Origin of the sequence: Streptomyces tremellae (genome assembly GCF_039540215.1) — a bacterium.
Taxonomy (GTDB): Bacteria; Actinomycetota; Actinomycetes; order Streptomycetales; family Streptomycetaceae; genus Streptomyces; species Streptomyces tremellae.
The window spans coordinates 48,621-67,464 of sequence record NZ_BAABEP010000006.1 but is presented as its reverse complement, the minus strand read 5'-3'; the positions used below and the strand labels follow the sequence as shown (position 1 = coordinate 67,464).

Sequence of the window (18,844 nt, the reverse complement as noted above, 5' to 3'; positions counted from 1 at the left end):
GCCGGTACTCCTCTCACAAGGCGACGTAGGACGGTGAGGCAAGGCGCACGTCCTCGCCGGCGGGGTGTGGCTTTCGGATGCCGTTGACGCCGCGCGTCACGGTGAACAGCTGCGACGGAGCCCCGGCCGCGACTGCCGTGACCGTCACGACCTCGCCCCCGACCTGGACATCGAAGGGGAAGTCGTCGGCGAAGTCGTCGCTGGTGATCCACCGCCAGATGCCGGTCGTCGTCACTGCCAGCGTGGTGGCGTCCGCGTCGACCGCGGCCGCCAGCTCGCTGCCGCCGGTGTCAGCCCGCGGGACGGCGTCCCCGTCCTGGAGCACGGCAACTGTGTACGGCGACGCGGGCGTGCAGTTGCCCGTCCAGTCCCACTGGTACTGCGACAGCTGTTCGGTGTAGCCCTGCACGAGCGCGTCGATCGGGCCGGGCGGGAAGTCCGCCGGCAGGTCGTCGATCCGGAGCCGGGAGCCGGTGTCGAGGCTGGTGATCTGCTCGATCAGCTCCGGAGTCCGGGCCAGGTTCACGGGCACCGTCGGGTACCGGGGCTCATCGACGGTGCCGAGGTGCACGCGCCACCCGGCCGCCTGTTGCGTCTGGCTGTCGGCCGCCAGGTTCAGGGTCGCGCTGGTCGGGTACGGGCCGACACCAGCTGGCGGCGCGAGGACGGACAGGGCGCCCTCCTGCGAGGTGACGCGCCCCGACGAGCCGCCGGGTCGGCTGATCGTGATGTCGTTCTGCACCAGCTGGTCGTCGTCCGGGGTAGCGAGGCCGGGCGCCAGGTCCTCGTAGGCGACGGTGGTCGGGGTCTGGTTGTAGAGGGTGGCGCGGGAGCGGTAGAGCAGACCGACGGTGTTCCGGTCCTCGTAGAGCACGCCTTGATCGGCGTCGGCGGCCTCTTGCACCAGGGCGAGCGCGGTTTCCGGGGTCTGCGGGCCGAGAGCTGTCGAGGGGTCGTCCACGCCGGGAAGTACCGTGATCGGCAGGTTCTCCTCCTGCGCCAGGCGGGTCAGCCGGGCGGCTGTGGTCTCTGCGGTGAAGCCGTGGTCGGCCTCGTTGTAGACGGTGCTGCCGGTGTTGGTCATGACGCTGATGTGGCCGAGGGCCATGCCGTCGAGCGCCGAGGCGTAGCCGTCCGCGGGGGCGGCGACGGCGGTGACGCGGCCGACGGTGCCGGGGAAGGTGCCGCTGATCTGGCCGCTGTTGCCGTCGATGTGGATCCACAGCACGGTCCACGAGATGTTCGTGCCGGACTGCTCGACTTTGATCTGGACGCGGTACCAGTCCCCGAAGGGTGCGAACGTCGTGAGGTCAGTGTCGCGGCGGAGCACCTCGTTGCCGTCCGCGTCGTGCGCGAGGACGCGGCCGATGGTCGAGCTCATCTGGAAGAACCAGTCCCGGGCTGTCCCGGTGCTGCTGAGGACCCGCATCACGGTCCAGACCGTGGTGTCCGGCTTGTCCAGGCGGTAGATGAACTCGACTTTCCACGAGGCCGCCGCGCCCGCCGGCGGCGCAGGCACCGTGCCGGACATGGTCGCGAGCGCCTTGCCGCCGTTGCTGTCCAGCGTGGGCATCGCCCCGGACCCGGCGAGGGTGTCGGCGCTCGCGAAGTCGAATCCGGTGGTGCGTAGCGGCGCTACCCCGGCTATCGGGGAGGACGCCTGCGCGGACTCCGCTCCGTCTTCCATGGGCCAGTACGCGAGCAGCGTGGGCTCGGTGGGGATGCGGCGCCGTAGCGTCGACTGGAGCGGGGCCTGCCCCTGGGAGAGCCGCCGCAGGATGCCGGCCGCCTGGATCTGCACGTACCGGTCCTGCCCCGACGTGTCCCGCATGCGCGGCCAGGAGGGCACCTCGCCCACGAACCTGATGCGCCGGTTCGTGATCTCGGCTCCGTCGGTGACGGTCCACACCCGTCCGGCCGCGTCTGTGAAGTTCCCGGTGCCGGGTGTCTGCGAGCTGAAATCCGGTGTGGCGACCGCGGGCCCGTCGATGCCGTCCCGTACCTCTACTCCGTGCCACCGGGCGGCGATCGTGCCGAAGAAGAGGACGGGGATGTTGCCGACCGCCATGGCGGCCGACGTGCTGGCGATGCTGGTGGTGCCGTTCGTCGTGACGAGCTGGCTGAGCCGTGTCCAGGGGCCCGCGAGCGTCGGTGCGGTGTACCAGGTGACCGTGTAGCCGCCGAGCCCGTTGTCGACGTCCATCGTGGCTCGGACGGCTCCTCGCTGCCCGACATCGAAGGGCAGGGGCACACCGCCCGAGGCAGTGAGTAGGGCGGCCCCGTCTGGAGACCAGCCGAATTCCGGTATGCCGCTGTTGCTCACGATGAGGCGCCAGGACCGCTGGTTCGTGCTGAGGTCGTACTTGCCGAGGAGCTCGTAGTAGCCGTTCACGAAGGCGCCGCGCCATGTGGCCGTCGTGAGGTCGGCCCTCACATCGATGTCGCCGGTGATGTCGAGTGCGGGACTGTCGGGCGTCGTCGCGCGCCCCTCGCCGCCCGCCGCCGTGACCAGGTACGCGCTGCCGGTGTGCACCGAGATCCGGATCGGCGTGTTGCGGCCGATCTTCCCGTGGTACGGGGACAGCGGGTGCTTCACCGTGTACTTCCCGCCCCGGTTGTTCAGGGTCAGCGTGCACGTGCCCGGGTCGACCTCGGCGGCCTCGGCGGACCGCCCGCGCGTGATCGTGATGGGGTCCCGCGCGTACACGTCGGCGGTGATGTCCACCCACGCGCCGTCGACCATCAGCTCGGCCTGGATCGGGAGAGGTTCGAGCGGGAAGGTCATCGTGTCCACCCCAGGGCCTTTTGGACGTCGCCGCCCTTACGGGTGCGGATCTCGTTGCGCAGCGGGTCGAAGACCGCGCGCGCGAGGACACCTCCGTCGACGACAAGGTTGATGTTGATCGGGGCGGCGCCGCTCGCCGACGCAGCACCCCCGGCGAGGAGCCGCTTGGTGTCGGGGTTCGAGCGGACGCGGGACCCGGCGGCGAGGTCGACCAGCTCCGGGCCCTGCTCGCCGACGAGGGTGAGACCCCCGCGGGGGCCGCCGGTCGCAGCCCGGCCGAGGCTGCCGGTGACGCCGCCGTGCGCGAAGTACGGGTTCCCGGCGGCGTGCTGGCTGTAGCCCGAGCCGTAGGTGGCGACGTAGCGGGTCGTGATGGTGACGGTCTTGCCGTGCACGCCGTTGATCGTGCGCTGCGCCGCGCCCGCTCCGGCGCCAGCTTGGTTGGACGCCTTGATGGCGGCGGCCCGCTTCTGCTTGAGGTTGTCGAGGGACCGCTGGGCGGCCTTGATCTGGGCGTCGAGATTGCTCTTGTCGGCGCCGACCGCGGTCTTCCGCTTCTGCTTGAGGCTGTCGACCTTCGCCTGAGCTGACTTGATCTTCGCGTTCAGGTCGGTCACGTCGCCCTTGAACAGGGTCGTCTTGTCCGGCATCTTCAGGATCTGGTTGGTGAGGGTCTTCGCCTGGTCCTTCGTGAGGCCCATGGAGCGCGCGAACTTCTCCAGGTTCGAGCGGCCGCGGTCGTAGATCCCGGCCACCGTCGACCAGGAAGCGCCGGAGTCCCGCGCGTCGGCCGCGGCCTCATCGGTCTTGTCCGCGAGGTCAGAGAGCGCCGAGGCGGCGTCACGGGCCTTCTGGCTCGACAGGTTCAGCGCACCGTGCGACATCGTGAGCGCGCCCGCGTTGTCCCGCGCAGCCTTCGCCGCGTCGTCGATGGCCTGCTCAAACCCGATCATCCCGCCCAGCGCCGACCTGTTGACGTCGTTCAGGGCCTGGATGCTGTTCCGAAGGCCATCGGTGCTCTGCTTCTGCGCGTCGAGCTTCGCCTTCACCTGCTGCGCCTGCTCCCCGAACAGGCCCTGCGCCTGCGCCGCCAGCTTCGCCTCGAAAGCTTGGTCGGCGAGGGCCTGCTTGTAGTCGTCGAGCTGGCTCTTGATCTGCTTGCTCGTCAGCCCCTGCGCCTTCAGCTTGATCGTCAGGTCGGCGAGGGCCTGCGCCGCAATGTCGGCGTGCCCGTTCTGCACCAGCCCGGCGAGCGCCTTGTCCAGCGAGTCGATGTTGTCCTTGGCGTCCTTGACCGGCGTCGAGTCCATACCGATCAGGTGGGTGAGGGACTGCTGAAAGCTGTCCAGCCCGGACGGCTTGACGAGCGTGTCCAGCGACTTCGCCAGGCCCGACAAGTCCTTCCCCCACGCGTCCGCCGCGGCGCCCGTCACTCGCCCCGTGTCGGCGAGCTTCTCCAGAGACGTGGTGATCGCGTCCACCGACGGCGGCGCCGACTTCCCCGCCTGCGACAGCGCACCGAGCGCGATGATCAAGAGTCCCAGACCGGTGCCGGCCGCCGCGACCTTCGCCCCCTTCGACAGGGACCCGAACGCCGCCGTCAGCGAGGCGACCCCGCCGGTGGCGCCCGCGGACGCCGTACGCATGCCGCCGACCGCCGTCGCGACGCCGGTGACCCCGGCCTTCAGCGCGCTCCCGCCCGCGACCGCCAGCTGGAGCCCCTTGTACGCGGCAGCGAGCTGGAGCAGGTCCCCGATGGCCTCCGGGGGCACCGCGTTGACGAGCTTCGCGAGGATGTTGACGACGGTCAGCATGCTGACCCCGACGTCCCCGGCGCCCTCGACGAGGTGCGCAAGGGCCCCCGCGAGGTTCTTCAGGGTGTCAGCGACCAGCGGGCCGTTGGCGCGTGCGTAGGCCATGAACTCCTGGAGTTGCCCGCTACCGGTGTAGTTGTGGAGGGCCTCGCCGAGCCGGAGCGTCCCGGTGATCATGTCGAGGAGGGCCTTGTGGGCGAAGGCGTCGACCTCGTCCATGAACTTGTCGAACCCGGGGCTCGCGACGCCGCCGCCGATGATCGTGACCAGGCGCCCCATCTGCGTACCAGAGTCCTTCGCGAGCGGGGTGAGCCTTCCGATCGTCCCGCCGAGCAGTTCGAACCCGTGGGTCGCGACCGGCATGGTGCTGCCAGCCAGCTCGTCAGACCAGTCGTGGTACTCGTCCTTCAGAGCCGACAGCGCCGCCGCGGCGGTCCGGGTCGCAGGGGGCATCGCGGACAAGGTGTCCATGTACTCGCCCTCGGCCGTGGCCGCCTGCTTCGACGCGGGCCCGTACTTCGCCACAGCGGCCGTGTATTTCGCCTGGGCCGTGGCGGCGTCGGTCATCGCGCCGACCTGCCCGAGCAGCGCCGCACCGAACGCGACGGCCCCCAGGGCGCCCGCGCCGAGGAGGGGGATCGCCGGGGTGATGGACGACGCGATCGGCACCAGGGCCGGGGCCAGCGTGAGCGCGGCCCCCGTGAGCTTCTCCATCCCGCCGGAGGCGCTGGACGACGACGAGCCGAGCGACCCGACCGAGCCGCGGAGGCCGTTCATGTTGCCGCCGACTCGGGTCAGCGCCCCGTCGAGGTCGGTCATGTCTGTGCGCAGCGTGCGCGTGCGCGTGGACAGGTCGTCCACTCGGCTGTTCGCGGTGTTCGTGCGGTTGCTGAAGGTCTGCATGGCGTTGCCCGCGCCGACTGCGGTCGAGCGCAGGTTCTGCACCTCGGCGGCCGCAGCTGCCGCGCGCGAGCGGAGGTCCCGCAGCTTGTCTCCGGCCTCGTCGGCGGCTGCTGCCAGGACCACGAGCTCGGCGGCCGCCGCAGCCGCCTTCGTGCCGAGGCCCTCCACCGCGGTGCCGGCCGCCGAGGCGCGGGTCCGCAGGGTCTGGAGGGCGCCCGAGGTCGTGGTGATGTCCCCGGCGCCGCCGTCGAAGTCGACGCGCAGGTGCAGCGGCGACTCGGCCTTAAGGTCGGCGAGTGCCGCGCGCACCGCGGCGATGCCGGTTGCGGTGTCGTCGTCGAGAGTGGCCTTGACCTTGATGTCGCGGGCGGCCGCGCGAAGGCCGGCGAGGGAGTGCTCGGCGTCGTCGGCCTGGTCGCCCATCGCGTCCAGGGCTGTCCCGGCGACGGTTGAGCGGGTGGCCAGCGACACGAGCGCCGTGCCCGTGTCGGTGGCCTGCTTTTTGAGGGCCTTGAGCGAGGAGGTGACCCCGGCAAGCCCGCCTCCGGACTGGTCGTCGACCTTGACGTTGATCTCGATGTCATTCGCCATCTGGGCTCACCTCCTCGTCTGTGGGCCGTGCGCGTTGTTCGATCAGGAGGAGCCCCCACAGGGAGGCGTCCTCGTCCAGGAGCTGGCTGGGCAGGCAGCCGAAGCGCTCGCACAGGCCCAGCACGGTGCGGGCGTACGTCAGCTCGCGAGGCTCTCGGACACGGGTTCCATCGGCAGCGACGCCTCCAGGGATGGCGCGCCATCGGTCGATGGCTGCTCCAAAGGGCGGGTCATACCGCCGTGCAGGAGCCGCATCCACTCTGCCGCGAGGGCGAGCATCAGCTCCTGGTCCTCGGCGTACACCGCCTTGGCCGTCGCCGGGACCGGAGCGCCGGTCTCGTCTTCGAGGTTCCAGGAGATGAGCGAGTCGGCCATCTCCCGGAGCTGGTTGTCGAGTGCGGACCGGTCGATCTCGCCGATGCCGTTGAGCTCCAGGAATTCCCCGAGCGTCTTGCCGCGCAGCCGCGCCTCGAAGCCTTGGTGCTCGCCGGTGAGCTTGACCTCGATGACCTTGCGCTTGCGTCGGTATCCCATGGTCAGGCCGCCGTCCAGGTCGGGACAGTGCCGTCGCACAGGACGCCCGGGACGGCGTACGTCAGCTCGCCGGAGTCGGCCCGGGTGAGCGGGTAGTCCGTGTACAGGCACTCGTTGATGAGGGTCTGCCCAGCGACGGTGAGCTTCGTGGTGCGCGGCACCGACGTGGACGGGACGGTGCGGAAGACGGAGTGGCCCTTCCCGGCGTCCGGGTTGAACACCCCGTTCAGCGTGATCGAGAAGTCGGCCAGGAGGAGGATCCGCTCCATCGCGCTTTTGTCGATGCCGGTCACGTCCTGCGTCGCCTTCGGCGTCGAGAACTGGAGGTTCGTCAGGTCGTTGCGGACGTCCTGCGGGGTGCCCGTCGCGTCGTCGACGTCGCACGTGGTCCACCCAAGACCGCTCTGCTTCATGGGTCAGCCCTTCCTCTGCTGGTCGGTGAGGGCGAGCTGGTGCTCGCCGAAGTCCTCCACCCAGTCCTGCGGGCGGGAGTGCTGGCGGACGCGGCCGGTGGGGTTGCCGCGGTAGTCGCCGTCCCGGACGGCGAACAGCTGCGGCCTGGTGCGGTGCTCGCGGAAGCAGCGCTGCCCCGGCTCGAACCGGAACACGGTGACGCCGCCCTGCGCGCGCAGCTCCCGGAAGGTGCGCCGGGACTGGCCGCGGATGTACGCCGCCTGCTGGCGGCCCAGCTCGGTGGACTCGTCGACCGGGGTGTCCCAGCCGCGCGCCCACTGCTCACACCCGGCCTGCTCGCACGCGGTCACCACGGCCGTGTCCCGGGGCTGGCGGATGCTGTACGTCTGGTAGGCGACGGCGGCGAGGAGGTTGCGCTCGATGCGGTTCACGGGACGGTCCATCAGGGCTGCACCTCGACTTCGTTGCGGTTGACCGCGACGGCGATCACGGCGCTCGTGAAGTCACCGGCCGTCGAGGCGCGGAGGTAGCGCTGCACCGCCTGGTCCCGAGCGGTCTCGATGCGCTGGCTCGTGATGTCGGTGGCCTCGTCGAAGTGGCCGCCGACGACGTCCGTCCAGGTGTCGCCGTCAGCGGACTCCTGGAGCGTGACGGTGAGCGAGTCGCCGTCCAGGGCGAACACGTGCAGGTACGCCTGCAACCCGAATGCGCCCGACACCGGCACGCCGGTGATCGTGTCGAGGTCGACCGTGTCGCCGTCCGTCGGCTCCGTGTCCGTGCGCTGCCCGGCCGTGAGCCCGTTGCACCACTCCAGCCCGAAGCCGTTGCCCTGCGTCGACCCGGCGAACGTGAACGCCCCGTCGTCCGCCCTGGTCCCGTCATAGTTGAGCTGCTTCGCCACGCACTGGGCGACGGGCCCGCCGAGCGTCGCGCCGCGCACGTACGTCATCAGCCGGTCGCCGTACGGCAACGTCGACAGCACCTCGTGGGCCGACGCGGGGCCGCCGGGCCCGTTGCTCGGGTTGAAAAAGCTCGTGTAGTCGATGCCGCCGTCCCGGACGCCCCCGATCCGCTCGAACGCCTCCTTCACGATCGAGGTCACGTCGAGGGTCGCGGGGCCGCCTCCGACCCGGTTGACCTGGCCGATGTCGCCGGACAGGTCGTGCCCGGAGACGTACAGGTGGTCGCCCAATCCGCTCTGCTTCATGCCTCCTCCTCCCAGAGGTCGTTGACGATGAGGGGCAGGGTGATCGTCATCACCCGGAGCGTGACGCCGTTCTCGCGCAGGAACCCGGCGCGCACGTCGAGACCGGTGCCGTTGGCCTGGCCGAAGAGGTCGACGTTGCGGACCAGACCTCCGAGGGTGAAGTCTCCGGCGTACGCGGTGCACAGGTCGTCGACGGCCTCGATCAGCGCCGGGTCGATCGCGTCGAGCGGCTCGGACATCGCCGAGGTGTACACGCGCACCAGGAACGTCACCCCGGCGGACACAGACGCGAGGCCGGAGGAGCGGACCGGCCGGACCTGGTCCACCCACACGCCCGCCGTCAGCCCGCCGGACGCGGGCGGCGCCATCGGCTCGTGCCCGTTGACCGTCTCGAAGCGGCCGCAGGCCATGGCGTGCGAGACGACCGCGTCGGTCAGGCCCGTGATGTCGAGTGCCACGCCGTCACCCCATCTCCGGCAGGTGCTGCGCGATGGCGCGCTGCGCGATAAACGGGGCCCGGTCCTTTACGAGGTCCTTCGTGCGGCGCCAGTGCCCGTATCCCGGGAAGCAGGTCACCGGCGAGTTGCGGGAGCCGACGCCCTCCAGCCAGGGCCCGTACACGACACCCTGGTCCCCCACCCGGGACGTGTCGGCGGAGACCCGGTCGGTCGTGATGCGGGACTCGTAGTAGCCCGTCGGGTGGCGCAGCACCCGGCCGAGCTCGGAGAGCACCTGCTCCTCGGCGAACTCGGCGATGTCCTCGCGCGCCTCGTCGACCGCCGAGGCGATCGCCCGCGCGGCCCGGCCGTCGAACAGCGGGCCGCTCGCCCGCACCTGCAATCCAGCCACGTCACACCGCCCGCAGGCGGGCCTTGCGGCCGTGGGCCTCGTACGTGCGGTCCCGCAGGTCCTGCACGCCCGAGCTGTCCCGGGCCGTGCCCGACCCCGTCCCGCCGGCGGACGAGCCGGTGATGACGGTGCGCGTGTACGCCGCGGCCTCCAGGCCGAGCGACACGAGGGCCTCGGCGATCGTCAGCTGGCGCACCAGGGCGGGCGGGTCCCACCGCCGCACGCCGGTGCCGGCCGGGTGCACGGCTGCGGTCGTGCCGAGCACGGCGCGGCGCACGGTCAGGCGCCGGGACGCCCACACCGCGGCGCTGGCCGCGTGTGCGGCGAGGACGGAGCCGTCCCAGCCGCGCCGGACCGTGAGGGCCGGGCCCGCGATGTCGACGATCTGCATGCGCTCAGAGTCGACGAGGACCGTCTCGCCGACGCCGAACGCGTCCCCGTCTTGCACGGTGAGCGTGGTCGCCGCGGCCTGCGCGCCGACCTCGGCGGCGAGGGTCTGGCCGGTGTCGGCCTGGCGCCGGCCGATGACCATCAGGCGTTCCGTGTCGAGGGTCACGATGCTGCCGACGCCGACCTCGGCGGCGGTCTCGCCGTCGACGTCGAGGCGGGTCGCTAGGGTGTCTACGGCACCGGTGGCAGCGCCGAGCGGGCTCTGCTGGTCGGTGTCCCCCCAGAGTCCCTTGATGCCGATATTGCGCTGGTGAGTGTCGCCGCCGACCCAGCCGGACGTGGTGCTGATGTCCAGCTCGATGCGGTTGTACGGCGGCCCGTAGGCCTGCGGCTCCAGGAGCACCGCCGACGGATCGATGACCTGCCCTTCGGAGGTGACCTCGGTGACGGAGATCAGCTCGTTCGCGTCGAGCCAGAGCCTCCAGGGCCTGGCGTACTGGCCGTTGGGCCAGTCGAAGAAGCGAGTCGCGATCGTCGGCGCGAAGTGGCGGTGGCACAGGCCGTCCACGCTCTCGGTTGCCTGCTCCAGGGCGCGGTCGAGGCGCCGGTCAGCGCGCGCCGTGACCTTGCCGTCGGCGGCGTTCGCCACGTCCTCGCGCGTCGCGTACACGGGCTGCGTGATCATCTCTCGTCACCTCCTTCCTGTGATCGGGTACGGGCGGGTCAGCGGGCGCGTGGCGGCCAGAACGCGGCGGCCCCGTCGTACGCGCGGGCGGTCTCCTCGTCCGGGCAGAGCCGGACGCCGGTCATCCACTTCGGGCTCGTGGACGAGTCGAGGTCCGCCTTGACGTTCACGGTGTGGCTGCCGTCGTCGTGCGCTGCGCCGACCCGGACCACCACGGCGGGCGCGATGTCGGCGCCGCCGTTCGTGGTCGGTTCGACGAGGGCCAGGACGACGCGGCCGAGGCTGGGCTTCTGCACGGGTCAGTCCTCCTCACTGGCCGACGTATCGGCCGTCGGGCCGCCAGCCGTCCCACGGGCAGTAGAGCTGTCCGTCTGGGCCGGAGCGGAGGGGTTCGCCGTCGTTCGGGCACGCCTCGGGCGGTTGGGCCCGCTCGTCGGCAGCGAGGGCGGCCGCGGCCTGGACGATGTCTCGGAGCTGCTCCCAGCTGATGACCGCTCGCCTCCTCCGTGCTCGGTGTGCTCGGTCGCGCCGCACTGCGGGCACGCCGGGGCGCCGACCGCGTACACGGCCGTGCAGGCGCTGCACTGCCAGGCCGTCATCCCGCCTCCAGCGTGCTGATCCGGGCCGCGAGCTCGGCGAGGATGCCCTGCACGGTCGTGGCGCTCCCCGGGCTGATCGCCGAGGCGGTGACCTGTGACGCCGTCGGCACGGCGGGCGCCGCGTGCGTGTGGTCGGAGTGCGCACCCGTCGTCGCCGTCCCGGACCCGGCGAGTGCCACCGACGATGTCCCGGCGCCGATCGCCGACCGTGCCGCCGCCGCGCTCGCGGCGGTGAGTACCGAGCGGCCGGTCGCCGTCGCGTCGGTGATGTCCGCCGCCGTGACGTCGCCGCCGGCCGCACCGGTGATGCCCTCGCGCGTCACGGCGCCCACGACGGTGCCCGGCGCCTGGTCGTCGAAGAACTCCAGGTCGCCGTCATCTCCGGTGCGGCCGCGGATCATGCGCTGACCGCCGCGAGCTTCTCCGGGGCGCGCTGCGACATCAGGTCGCCGAGCAGCGCGTTGACGGTGCCCGCGCCGGTGGACGCGACGCGGATGTGCGTGAAGCCCTCGTCGAGCTGCACGCCGAGGACCTCGAACACCGCGGCGTTCTGCGCCGCCTGAGCCGCGGTTACGACCGTGCCCGCCGCCTGCTGTTGCGCCGTCGGTGTCCGGGCCACCCACGTGTCGGAACCGTCGCCGGTGGCGGTGTAGTACGTGCCGACCTTCGTCAGGGCCTTCGCCCCCGTGCCGGCCGCGTCCTGCGCCTGGGTGACCGTGTAGGTGTCCCCGGCCGCGCCGGTCAGGTAGCACAGGAACGCGACGCTTCCCGCGTCCTGGAGGTTGATCCACTTGTTGTCGGCAGCCGGGACGGTGTTGAACGTCCGGCCGAGCGAGTACTGCGCCATGTCGTGTTCTCCTCTCTGCGCCGGAGCGCGGTCAGGCCGCCAGCTCGACGAACGGCGACAGCGTGTTCGGGCTGCCGTTGGCAGGGGTGATCGGGGACTTGAGCCACGGGCGGCCGTCGACGCGCTGGATGATCCGGAACGTGGTCTTGTCGGAGCCGAACTTCCAGTCCGTGGAGCTGTCGGCGGACATGGTCTGGCGGTCGCCGATCAGGTAGTACGACAGGTCCACGAAGGACAGGTCGCCGCGGGCGCCGAGCTGCCCGGCCTTCTCGGAGATGACCAGCGGCCGGCCGAAGATGCTCATGGGCATCGGGCCGGTGGCGTTGACGACGAACACGCTGTTGCCGCCGGTGCCGACGTTCATCGCCATCTGGAGCAGGCTCGGGATGGCGTCCGGGGAGGCCAGCCAGATGCCGTTGGAGATGGACGCCGGGAGCATGCGGGCGAGCATGTTCACGATGTCGACGTAGCCGATGGCGCCGCTCGTGTCGCGGGCGACGGTGACGGCGGCAGTGTTGCCCTTCCCGAGAAAGCCGAGCGGCTCCTTGACGCCGGTGCCGGCCATGAAGCTGGCGTCTTCCTTGAACGCCAGGGCCTGCGGCCACAGGGTTTCGATCAGCGACGCGAACGATGTGATCGAGTCCTGGAGCAGCTCGTTCGGCACGGCCGACAGGCCGGTGAGCTTCTTCGCGTCGAGGTCGACGCGGCCGAACTTCGGCGAGGAGTCTTCGAGCTCCTCACCCTCCTCGCCCCAGTACGCGATCATCCCGCCGAAGACGCTGCCCTGGTTGGTGGTCGAGTCGATCATCGGGATCGGGACCCGGGCCGACTCCATCGGCACGACCGTCGCCAGCGGGCGCACGATGCTCTTCTCCAGGGCGATCTGGAGCAGCTGCGAGCGCAGGGTCTCCGGGACGAGGAATCCGCCGTCCGAGGGCGACACGGACGACGCCGCGTTGCGGAGGATGCCCAGCTTCTCCGCGACGGATGCCTCGGGCGAGCGGTGCCAGATCGTCTTGACGTACTCGATCGAGTTCGCGAAGTGCTTGTCCAGCTGCGCGCCGGCCGCCGCCGGGTTGTAGGCGGTGCCCTGCCGGTGACTGGTCAGCACGGTGCCGCCGCGGCGCGCCTGCGGGTCGAGGTTCAGGCGCTGGATCTGGCCCGCGGGGTCCTTGTCGTCGAGGTCGTTGTCGCGGAGCATCTGCGCGAAGACCTTCTGGGTCTCCTCGGCGACGAGCCGGGACAGCTCGGTGCCGTCGGACTGCTGCGCCTGCCCGTACGCGGTGATGAATTCGGTCAGGGACTCCTGCGAGGCCATCACCTCCCTGCGCTTTGCGGGGTCGGCGAGCATCTCGGCCAGCTCGGCCGAGGTGCGCGGGACGGTCATCGTGGGTGCCACGTGGGTCCTCCTTCAGGCTTCCGTCGCCGCGCTGGACGACGAGTCGGGGGTGATCAGGTGGGCGATCTCTGCTGCCCAGGCGTCCGCCGGGTCGGGCAGGAGGTGGGCTACGGATGCCGCCCACTCGTCGGTCTCGTCGGCCGGCGCGGGCGCGGGCTCTGCGGGTGGCGAATCGGTCGGCTCGGCGAGCGGCGCCGCAGGCGCGGGCTCGTCGGGGGGCGCTGGGGCCGGGGGGAAGACCGGCTCCGGCTCGGTGACGGCAGCGTGGGGGCTGTCGTCCGTCGAGGCTGCGGCAGTCGCAGCGGGCGCCGGGGCGGCCTCGCGTCCGGCGTAGCGGAACAGGGACAGGTCCCAGCGGGCGGCAGGCTGGGCGTCCGGGCCTGCGGGCTCCGCCGGGTCGTCCGGGCCCGCCGGACGGGCGGGGATCGCTTCGTCGGCCAGCCCGGCCGCCACGGCCTCCTCGGCGAGGTACCAGGTCTCGGCCTGCATCCGCTCGCGCCACTCGGCCGCCGTGCCGCCGGCCTTCGCGGCGTACACCCCGGCGAGGTTCTGCGACTGGAGGTCGAGGAGTTCCGCCATCTGCTGCATGTCGCTCGCGTTGCCTGCGCACAGGCCGGACGCGTCGTGGATCATCAGCTGCGTGTGCGGCATCATCACCAGCCGGGCCCCCGCGAGGGCGATCACGGAGGCGATGGACGCGGCGATCCCGTCGACCTGCACGGTCACGGTGGAGGAGTGCGCGCGCAACGCGTTGGCGATGGCGATGCCCTCGAACACCGATCCGCCGGGGCTGTTGAGGCGCACGGTCAGGTTCGGCGCGGTGACCGCGGCCAGCTCCTGGACGAAGTCCTCGGCGTAGGTGCCGAACCAGCCGCCGATCTCGGAGTAGAGCAGCAGCTCGGCCTGGTCAGCGGTGGCGTTGCGGAACTCCCAGAAGCGTCCGGCCGGCGCGGCGCCCGCGCGGGCATGCATGCCGGGGACGCGCGGCGCGAGGTTGGTGATCCAGTCCATCTCAGTTCCCTCCCTTGCGGCCGCGCTTGACGACCGTGCAGCGGCACTTGTTGCCGTACTCGGCGCCGACGCAGTGGATGTAGCCCTCGCCGCCGGGGTAGTCCCGGTAGGCCGCGGCGCGGTTGCGGTAGACGTGGCCGTCGTTGTCGCGGCACGGCTCGCACGTGTCGTCGTCGTCCTTCGCGACGGCCACCCAGCGTTGCGCCGCCTCGATCTCGTCGTCGTCCGTGCTGCCGGGCGGAAGGGCCCGGGCGGACGGTGCCGTGGCCGGGGCCGGCACGGCGCCCGCGGGCAGGGTGTAGCCGAGCATCGGCAGGATGATCGGTGCGAGGGACGGGGCGCCCTTCACCAGCTCGACGAGCAGGTCCTTGTCCGGGTCGCTGCCGGGCTGCCCGAACTCGATCGACTCCGGCAGGCCGAGGGCCGAGAGGACCGACGGCCCGTACGCGCCGGCGGAGACGAGGGCCTGCGCGGACGCGGACCGCGAGGCGAGCTGTGCCGCCTCACCCTCGGGGTCCGCGGGGACGGGGTTCTCGTAGTCGAACTCCAGCCCCTCGGCGGTCCGGCCGTAGAGGGGAAGCAGGTCGTTGTTTAGGGCGCCCTTGATGCGCTCCAGCCGCGGCACGGTCAGCTGCTCGGCGAACCATGCCTTGCTCGCCTCGGCGGTCGCGCGGTTGACGTCCTGGACGTCGCCGAGCGCGAACGCGCTGATGCCGAACGCCTCACGGAGCACGTCGCGCGACACGGTGCGCAGCTCGACGAACTGCATGTCGCGCTGGCTGAGCTTCCGGTCGATCCACTTGCCGTGCTCCAGGATCGCGACCCGGTGAGCGTTGGCGACGCCGCGGTGCTGCTCGTTCCACCGCTCGCGCAGCTGGTCGAAGTCAGGGTCCGACAGCGCGGTCGGGACCTCGATGATGCCGCCCGGCTCGGCGCTGTTCAGGAAGAAGTTCCGGTTCCACTCCGCCGAGTAGCGGGTGGCGTCGAGGTCTGCGAGGACGGCCTGCACCGGGCCCATGCCGCGGTAGATGTCCAGCGGGTTCGGCATCCGCAGGAAGATGACCTGGTCGAGGCCGAGGGGTATCTGCTCGCCGTCGGGCGAGGTGTACATGTACCCGGCGAGGAACCGGTCCGTGGACGGGATGGGCGTCATCCGGTCGGGGCGGACCGGCCACATCTCCAGCGGGATCCGCGCGTACGGGCTGTAGCCGATGACCCACCAGCCCTCGCCGGTCAGGTCGATGTGCTGCTGGAACGTCTCGACGAACTCCTGCCGCGGCATGAACGGGTTCGGCTGGTTCCACAGGTCGAGGGCCGCGTGCGAGGTGACCTCGGTCCGGTCCTCCTTGCGGCCCGACTTCGCCTTGCGCCACAGCTTCCACTCGACCTGCGCGGTCGCGTTCGAGGTGCGGTTGACGATCGAGAAGAGCGTGCCGACGCTGCCCATGGCGCGCATCTGCGCTTCCATCCCGGCTGGCCGCAGGAACGGCAGGGCGCGCTCGGCGCCACGACTGGCGTACGGGACGGGCGGTTCGGCGGTGGCGCGGGTGGCGACGGCGGTTGCGGAGCGGGCGAGGGACCCGAGGAGCGTCTTGCCCATGGGCCCCTCCCCTTCGCCGTCACTCGGTGTCGACCCACCACTGGAGCCCGATGGTGAGCACTCCGGCGGTGATCAGACCGACACCCATACCGAAGATGCTCCAGACTCCACCCGAGATTAGCGTAAATCCTACGGTGACCATGGCTGTAGGCCGCATTTTCTTCGCCGATCGCGCGGCCTGGGTGCCCGCTCGCCGCAAGATTTCCTGTCGCCGCGCCGAGCGCTTCGCCATCACAGCCACCTCACGCGCGGCCTGCCCGCGCTGTAGTACGCGAGCAGCAGGGCGTCCGCGTTGTCCGGGCTCCTGCCGAGTCGCTTCCTGATCTCGTCCTTCGGTTCCACCCGGATACGGCCCTTCGGGTCGGTGTCCCACCGGGGTTCGAGCAGCTGCGCCACGGTGGTGTCCGCGTTGGCCATGACCGCCAGGTCCCAGCCACGCGACTCGGACAGGCCGCGCCCGAGCGACCACCACAGCTCGGCCCGGAGGTTGAGGAACTTCCCCGGCTCCGACGCGGCCTCGCCGACGTTCACACCCTCCACGTGCGCCGTGTGCTCCCCGCGCGTGGCCGCGTTGCGCAGCTCGCCGATCACGCCGAAGCCGACGCCGATGCTGTCGACCTTGACCGCCGTCGCCCCGGTCTCCTTGACCGCCGCGATGATGAGAGGCGCGATCTTCTCCGGCCGGTCCGTGTGCGCCCGCCACTCCCGCCCGGCCGTCCGGCCCCGGCGCTCCCGGATCACGGTCTCGTCCCCGCCGCCGCCGACGTCCACGCCGAGTTCCACTGGCAAGAGGTCCTCGGCGGCCGGCCTGTGCTCGGCCGCCGCCCGGCACGCGACGACATCTGACTGCCGCACGACCTGATTGGGCGCATCCTTCGAGAACTCCCCGAGCACCTTCGAGCGATAGATCGGGTTGTCGACGCCCCAGTCCTTCGCCTTCTCCTCCACCCACTCCCGGGACACGAGCGCGGCCGCCATGTCCGCAGGGATGTCCTCGCCGGTCAGGTTCGGGGAGTCGAACGCGCTGATCGTCAGCTGCCGCCAGCCGGAGCCCGGCTCGCACACCTTCCGGAAGTGCGACGCCGGATTGTCCGGATTCCCGATCGCGAGGATCCGGCAGTCCGGGCCCGTCGCCAGCGCATCGGCGGCCGTCCACAGCTGCTCGGGGATGCCGCACGCCTCGTCGAGGATCACCAGGACGTACCGGGCGTGGATGCCCTGGAACCCGTCCTCGTCGGTGTCCGCCGGCTTGCGGCCGTAGCCGACGAGCTCGTCGTCGATCAGCCACTCGGTCTGGTTCACCCGGCCGGCCAACTGGCCGGAGCGGTGGTGCTTGCGGATGTACCGCCACAGGATCGCCCGCACCTGCGAGAACGTCGGCGCAGTACTGACGACGAACGCCTCGCCGGGCGGGTGCGTGTCGAGCCACCAGCACGCCACCAGCGCGGCCGTCCAGCTCTTGCCGACGCCGTGCCCGGACCGTACTGCGGTCCTGCGGTTGTCCCGGACGGCGTTGAGGATCTCGCGCTGCTTCGACCACACGGTCTGCCGCAGCCGCTCCCGCACCCACCGCACCGGCTCCGCCCCGTACCGCGTGGTGCGGCGCGCCAGGTCCCGCCGGTCCACGCCGGACTTCAGCCGGTCCCGCAGCGCGCGGAGTTGCCGTGTGTCGCCCGCGCGGACCAGCTGGTCGATCTGGTGGCGGAGGCGCTCGACGTCAGCTGTCCGTGTCGCCATCGGTGGCCCGGTCGAGGAGGGCGAGGATGTCGTCGCCGAGCTGCTGCGCGTCGACGCTCACGCGGGACGGGGCGTCGAGGCCGTGCAGCTTCCGGTACGACTCGCGGATCCCGCGCAGCTCCCGGATCGCGGCGAGCTTCGGCCCGTCGTCGAGGAGTGGCTTGCCGTCCTCGCCCTTGACGACGCTGCCGTACGACACGACGACGTGGTCCCGCTCCAGCACCTCCAGTGCGGCGGCGTACAGCTCGTCGAGCTGCGCGGCCTCGGAGGCGATCAGGCGCGCGACGGGCTCGCGGGCAACGTCCGCCTTCGCGCGCTGCACGCCGCGCCATGCCTCGCCCTTGTCGCTGTAGCCGAGTCGGTCGGCGATCTCCTGGTAGGTGGGGGTCGGTCGCTGGGCACGCATCTCGGCGGCGGCCGCGTCGCGGCGTACGGACTCGATGCCGCGTTCGAACTTGCCCTTGCCGTTGCGCTGCTGCTCGTGGTCCATGCGGCCTCCCCTCGGTGGTCAGGGTAGGCGAATGGCCCACTCAACTGGGGGTTTACTCCCTCGTCGAGTGGGCCACTCTGCCGGTTCAGCCGTCCTGGGCCTGCCGCAGCGTCTCGTCACGCGCCCGGTCCGCGATCCGCTGCACCCGGCCGCTGAGCCAGAACGCCGCGATGGTCGCGGCGATCCCGAGCACGACGAGGGCGATCTGCATGATCAGACCGAGGACCGGCACGTTCCACACCGCGCGGGTGATGAGCAGCCAGATCCCCCCGCAGACCGCCCACATGATCCAGATGTTCCGCTTCTGGTCCCGCACGGCTCTGCGTACGTCCCCGTATCCCTGCGCCATGGCCCCTCCCCAGTCGAATGTGTCCGGGGCCATGATGCGCCCGCGGGGGCCGGCCGGGCAGGGAAACGGGGAGCCCCCTCGCGCGGGGGATGCGCGAGGGGGCCGGTACCCACCGTGTCTTGCAGGAGCAGCAGAGCCAGGCTGCTTGTGGTGCATGACCTGGCTAGCGTACGGCCGGGGCGAGCGGCCTTGGTGTGTCACTTCGAACCGGCTGCTCACCGCGGCCTTTCGCCGAGGCCTTTACTTGCCGATGCGGATTTTGGTGCTGTCCAGCAGACCCGTGTGGGTCGCCGACACGATGACAAGCAAGATCAGCAACAGGCCGATGAAGTCGCCGCCCGCTTCCGGGTTCGGCATGGCAGTGCTGGTGATGTAGATCCCGATCTCCACGACGCCGTACACGACGGCCACCCATGGGCGGACGACGCCCTTTACGGCTGCGACGACGAAGGGGATCGCTGCGCCGAGGCTGAGGGTGACGATCGGCAGGAGTACCCACAGGATGTGGGCGGTGGTCGAGCCGAACATCTTGGGCCTGGTGGGCGTGATCGGTGCGGCGACGTACGGGCTCTGGCCGTAGGGGTTTCTGCTGTCGTACGGGTTACTCATGGCGGTCCCCTTGTGATGTTTGGTGACGTAT

The 18,844-nt window shown here is 71.2% G+C and carries 20 protein-coding genes; all 20 read right to left on the bottom strand.

Annotated elements, in window-relative coordinates:
• Positions 1-13: 13 nt before the first annotated feature.
• The 20 genes from ABEA77_RS07305 to ABEA77_RS07210 all read right to left on the bottom strand — a co-directional run bounded on the left by ABEA77_RS07305 (position 14) and on the right by ABEA77_RS07210 (position 18,813).
• Positions 14-2,794 carry a hypothetical protein gene (locus ABEA77_RS07305; protein WP_345642851.1) on the bottom strand — a complete coding sequence of 927 codons (2,781 nt, stop codon included), beginning with the start codon at positions 2,792-2,794 and terminating at the stop codon, positions 14-16.
• Positions 2,782-6,093 carry a TrbL/VirB6 family protein gene (locus ABEA77_RS07300; protein WP_345642848.1) on the bottom strand — a complete coding sequence of 1,104 codons (3,312 nt, stop codon included), beginning with the start codon at positions 6,091-6,093 and terminating at the stop codon, positions 2,782-2,784. The genes ABEA77_RS07305 and ABEA77_RS07300 overlap by 13 nt, the downstream gene beginning before the upstream one ends.
• 138 nt (positions 6,094-6,231) lie before the next feature.
• Complete coding sequence (locus tag ABEA77_RS07295; protein WP_345642847.1) at positions 6,232-6,627, bottom strand: hypothetical protein; 396 nt, start codon at positions 6,625-6,627, stop codon at positions 6,232-6,234.
• A 2-nt stretch (positions 6,628-6,629) separates the two neighbouring features.
• Positions 6,630-7,040, bottom strand: coding sequence for a hypothetical protein (locus ABEA77_RS07290; protein WP_345642845.1), 411 nt, complete (start codon positions 7,038-7,040; stop codon positions 6,630-6,632).
• Between the two features lie 3 nt (positions 7,041-7,043).
• Positions 7,044-7,484: a hypothetical protein gene (locus ABEA77_RS07285; RefSeq protein ID WP_345642843.1), complete on the bottom strand. Its 441-nt coding sequence runs from the start codon at positions 7,482-7,484 to the stop codon at positions 7,044-7,046.
• On the bottom strand, positions 7,484-8,248 hold the full coding sequence (locus tag ABEA77_RS07280; protein ID WP_345642840.1) for a hypothetical protein: 765 nt from the start codon (positions 8,246-8,248) through the stop codon (positions 7,484-7,486). Before ABEA77_RS07280 ends, ABEA77_RS07285 begins: the two co-directional genes overlap by 1 nt.
• Entirely contained in the window at positions 8,245-8,706 is a 462-nt protein-coding gene (locus ABEA77_RS07275; RefSeq protein WP_345642837.1) for a hypothetical protein, read from the bottom strand. Before ABEA77_RS07275 ends, ABEA77_RS07280 begins: the two co-directional genes overlap by 4 nt.
• Positions 8,707-8,710: 4 nt before the next feature.
• Positions 8,711-9,097: a hypothetical protein gene (locus ABEA77_RS07270; protein WP_345642834.1), complete on the bottom strand. Its 387-nt coding sequence runs from the start codon at positions 9,095-9,097 to the stop codon at positions 8,711-8,713.
• A 1-nt stretch (position 9,098) separates the two neighbouring features.
• Entirely contained in the window at positions 9,099-10,172 is a 1,074-nt protein-coding gene (locus ABEA77_RS07265; protein WP_345642832.1) for a hypothetical protein, read from the bottom strand.
• 38 nt (positions 10,173-10,210) lie between these two features.
• Positions 10,211-10,468: a hypothetical protein gene (locus tag ABEA77_RS07260; protein WP_345642831.1), complete on the bottom strand. Its 258-nt coding sequence runs from the start codon at positions 10,466-10,468 to the stop codon at positions 10,211-10,213.
• A 299-nt stretch (positions 10,469-10,767) separates the two neighbouring features.
• Positions 10,768-11,172: a hypothetical protein gene (locus ABEA77_RS07255; protein WP_345642828.1), complete on the bottom strand. Its 405-nt coding sequence runs from the start codon at positions 11,170-11,172 to the stop codon at positions 10,768-10,770.
• The gene (locus tag ABEA77_RS07250; RefSeq protein WP_345642825.1) at positions 11,169-11,618 is read right to left on the bottom strand and encodes a hypothetical protein; all 450 of its coding nucleotides are present in this window, start codon (positions 11,616-11,618) and stop codon (positions 11,169-11,171) included. The genes ABEA77_RS07255 and ABEA77_RS07250 overlap by 4 nt, the downstream gene beginning before the upstream one ends.
• Before the next feature lie 31 nt (positions 11,619-11,649).
• Positions 11,650-13,017 (bottom strand): phage major capsid protein, encoded by a 1,368-nt coding sequence (locus ABEA77_RS07245; RefSeq protein WP_345642822.1) that lies wholly within the window; start codon positions 13,015-13,017, stop codon positions 11,650-11,652.
• A gap of 12 nt (positions 13,018-13,029) precedes the next feature.
• The gene (locus tag ABEA77_RS07240; RefSeq protein ID WP_345642821.1) at positions 13,030-14,028 is read right to left on the bottom strand and encodes a head maturation protease, ClpP-related; all 999 of its coding nucleotides are present in this window, start codon (positions 14,026-14,028) and stop codon (positions 13,030-13,032) included.
• A 1-nt stretch (position 14,029) separates the two neighbouring features.
• Entirely contained in the window at positions 14,030-15,628 is a 1,599-nt protein-coding gene (locus tag ABEA77_RS07235; RefSeq protein ID WP_345642818.1) for a phage portal protein, read from the bottom strand.
• Between the two features lie 19 nt (positions 15,629-15,647).
• Positions 15,648-15,860: a hypothetical protein gene (locus ABEA77_RS07230; RefSeq protein ID WP_345642816.1), complete on the bottom strand. Its 213-nt coding sequence runs from the start codon at positions 15,858-15,860 to the stop codon at positions 15,648-15,650.
• Entirely contained in the window at positions 15,860-17,365 is a 1,506-nt protein-coding gene (locus ABEA77_RS07225; protein ID WP_345642814.1) for a hypothetical protein, read from the bottom strand. Before ABEA77_RS07225 ends, ABEA77_RS07230 begins: the two co-directional genes overlap by 1 nt.
• Positions 17,346-17,855, bottom strand: a complete 510-nt coding sequence (locus tag ABEA77_RS07220; protein WP_345642813.1) for a hypothetical protein — start codon at positions 17,853-17,855, stop codon at positions 17,346-17,348. Before ABEA77_RS07220 ends, ABEA77_RS07225 begins: the two co-directional genes overlap by 20 nt.
• An 85-nt stretch (positions 17,856-17,940) precedes the next feature.
• The gene (locus tag ABEA77_RS07215; RefSeq protein WP_345642810.1) at positions 17,941-18,204 is read right to left on the bottom strand and encodes a hypothetical protein; all 264 of its coding nucleotides are present in this window, start codon (positions 18,202-18,204) and stop codon (positions 17,941-17,943) included.
• A 240-nt stretch (positions 18,205-18,444) separates the two neighbouring features.
• Positions 18,445-18,813: a hypothetical protein gene (locus tag ABEA77_RS07210; RefSeq protein ID WP_345642807.1), complete on the bottom strand. Its 369-nt coding sequence runs from the start codon at positions 18,811-18,813 to the stop codon at positions 18,445-18,447.
• Positions 18,814-18,844 lie beyond the last annotated feature (31 nt).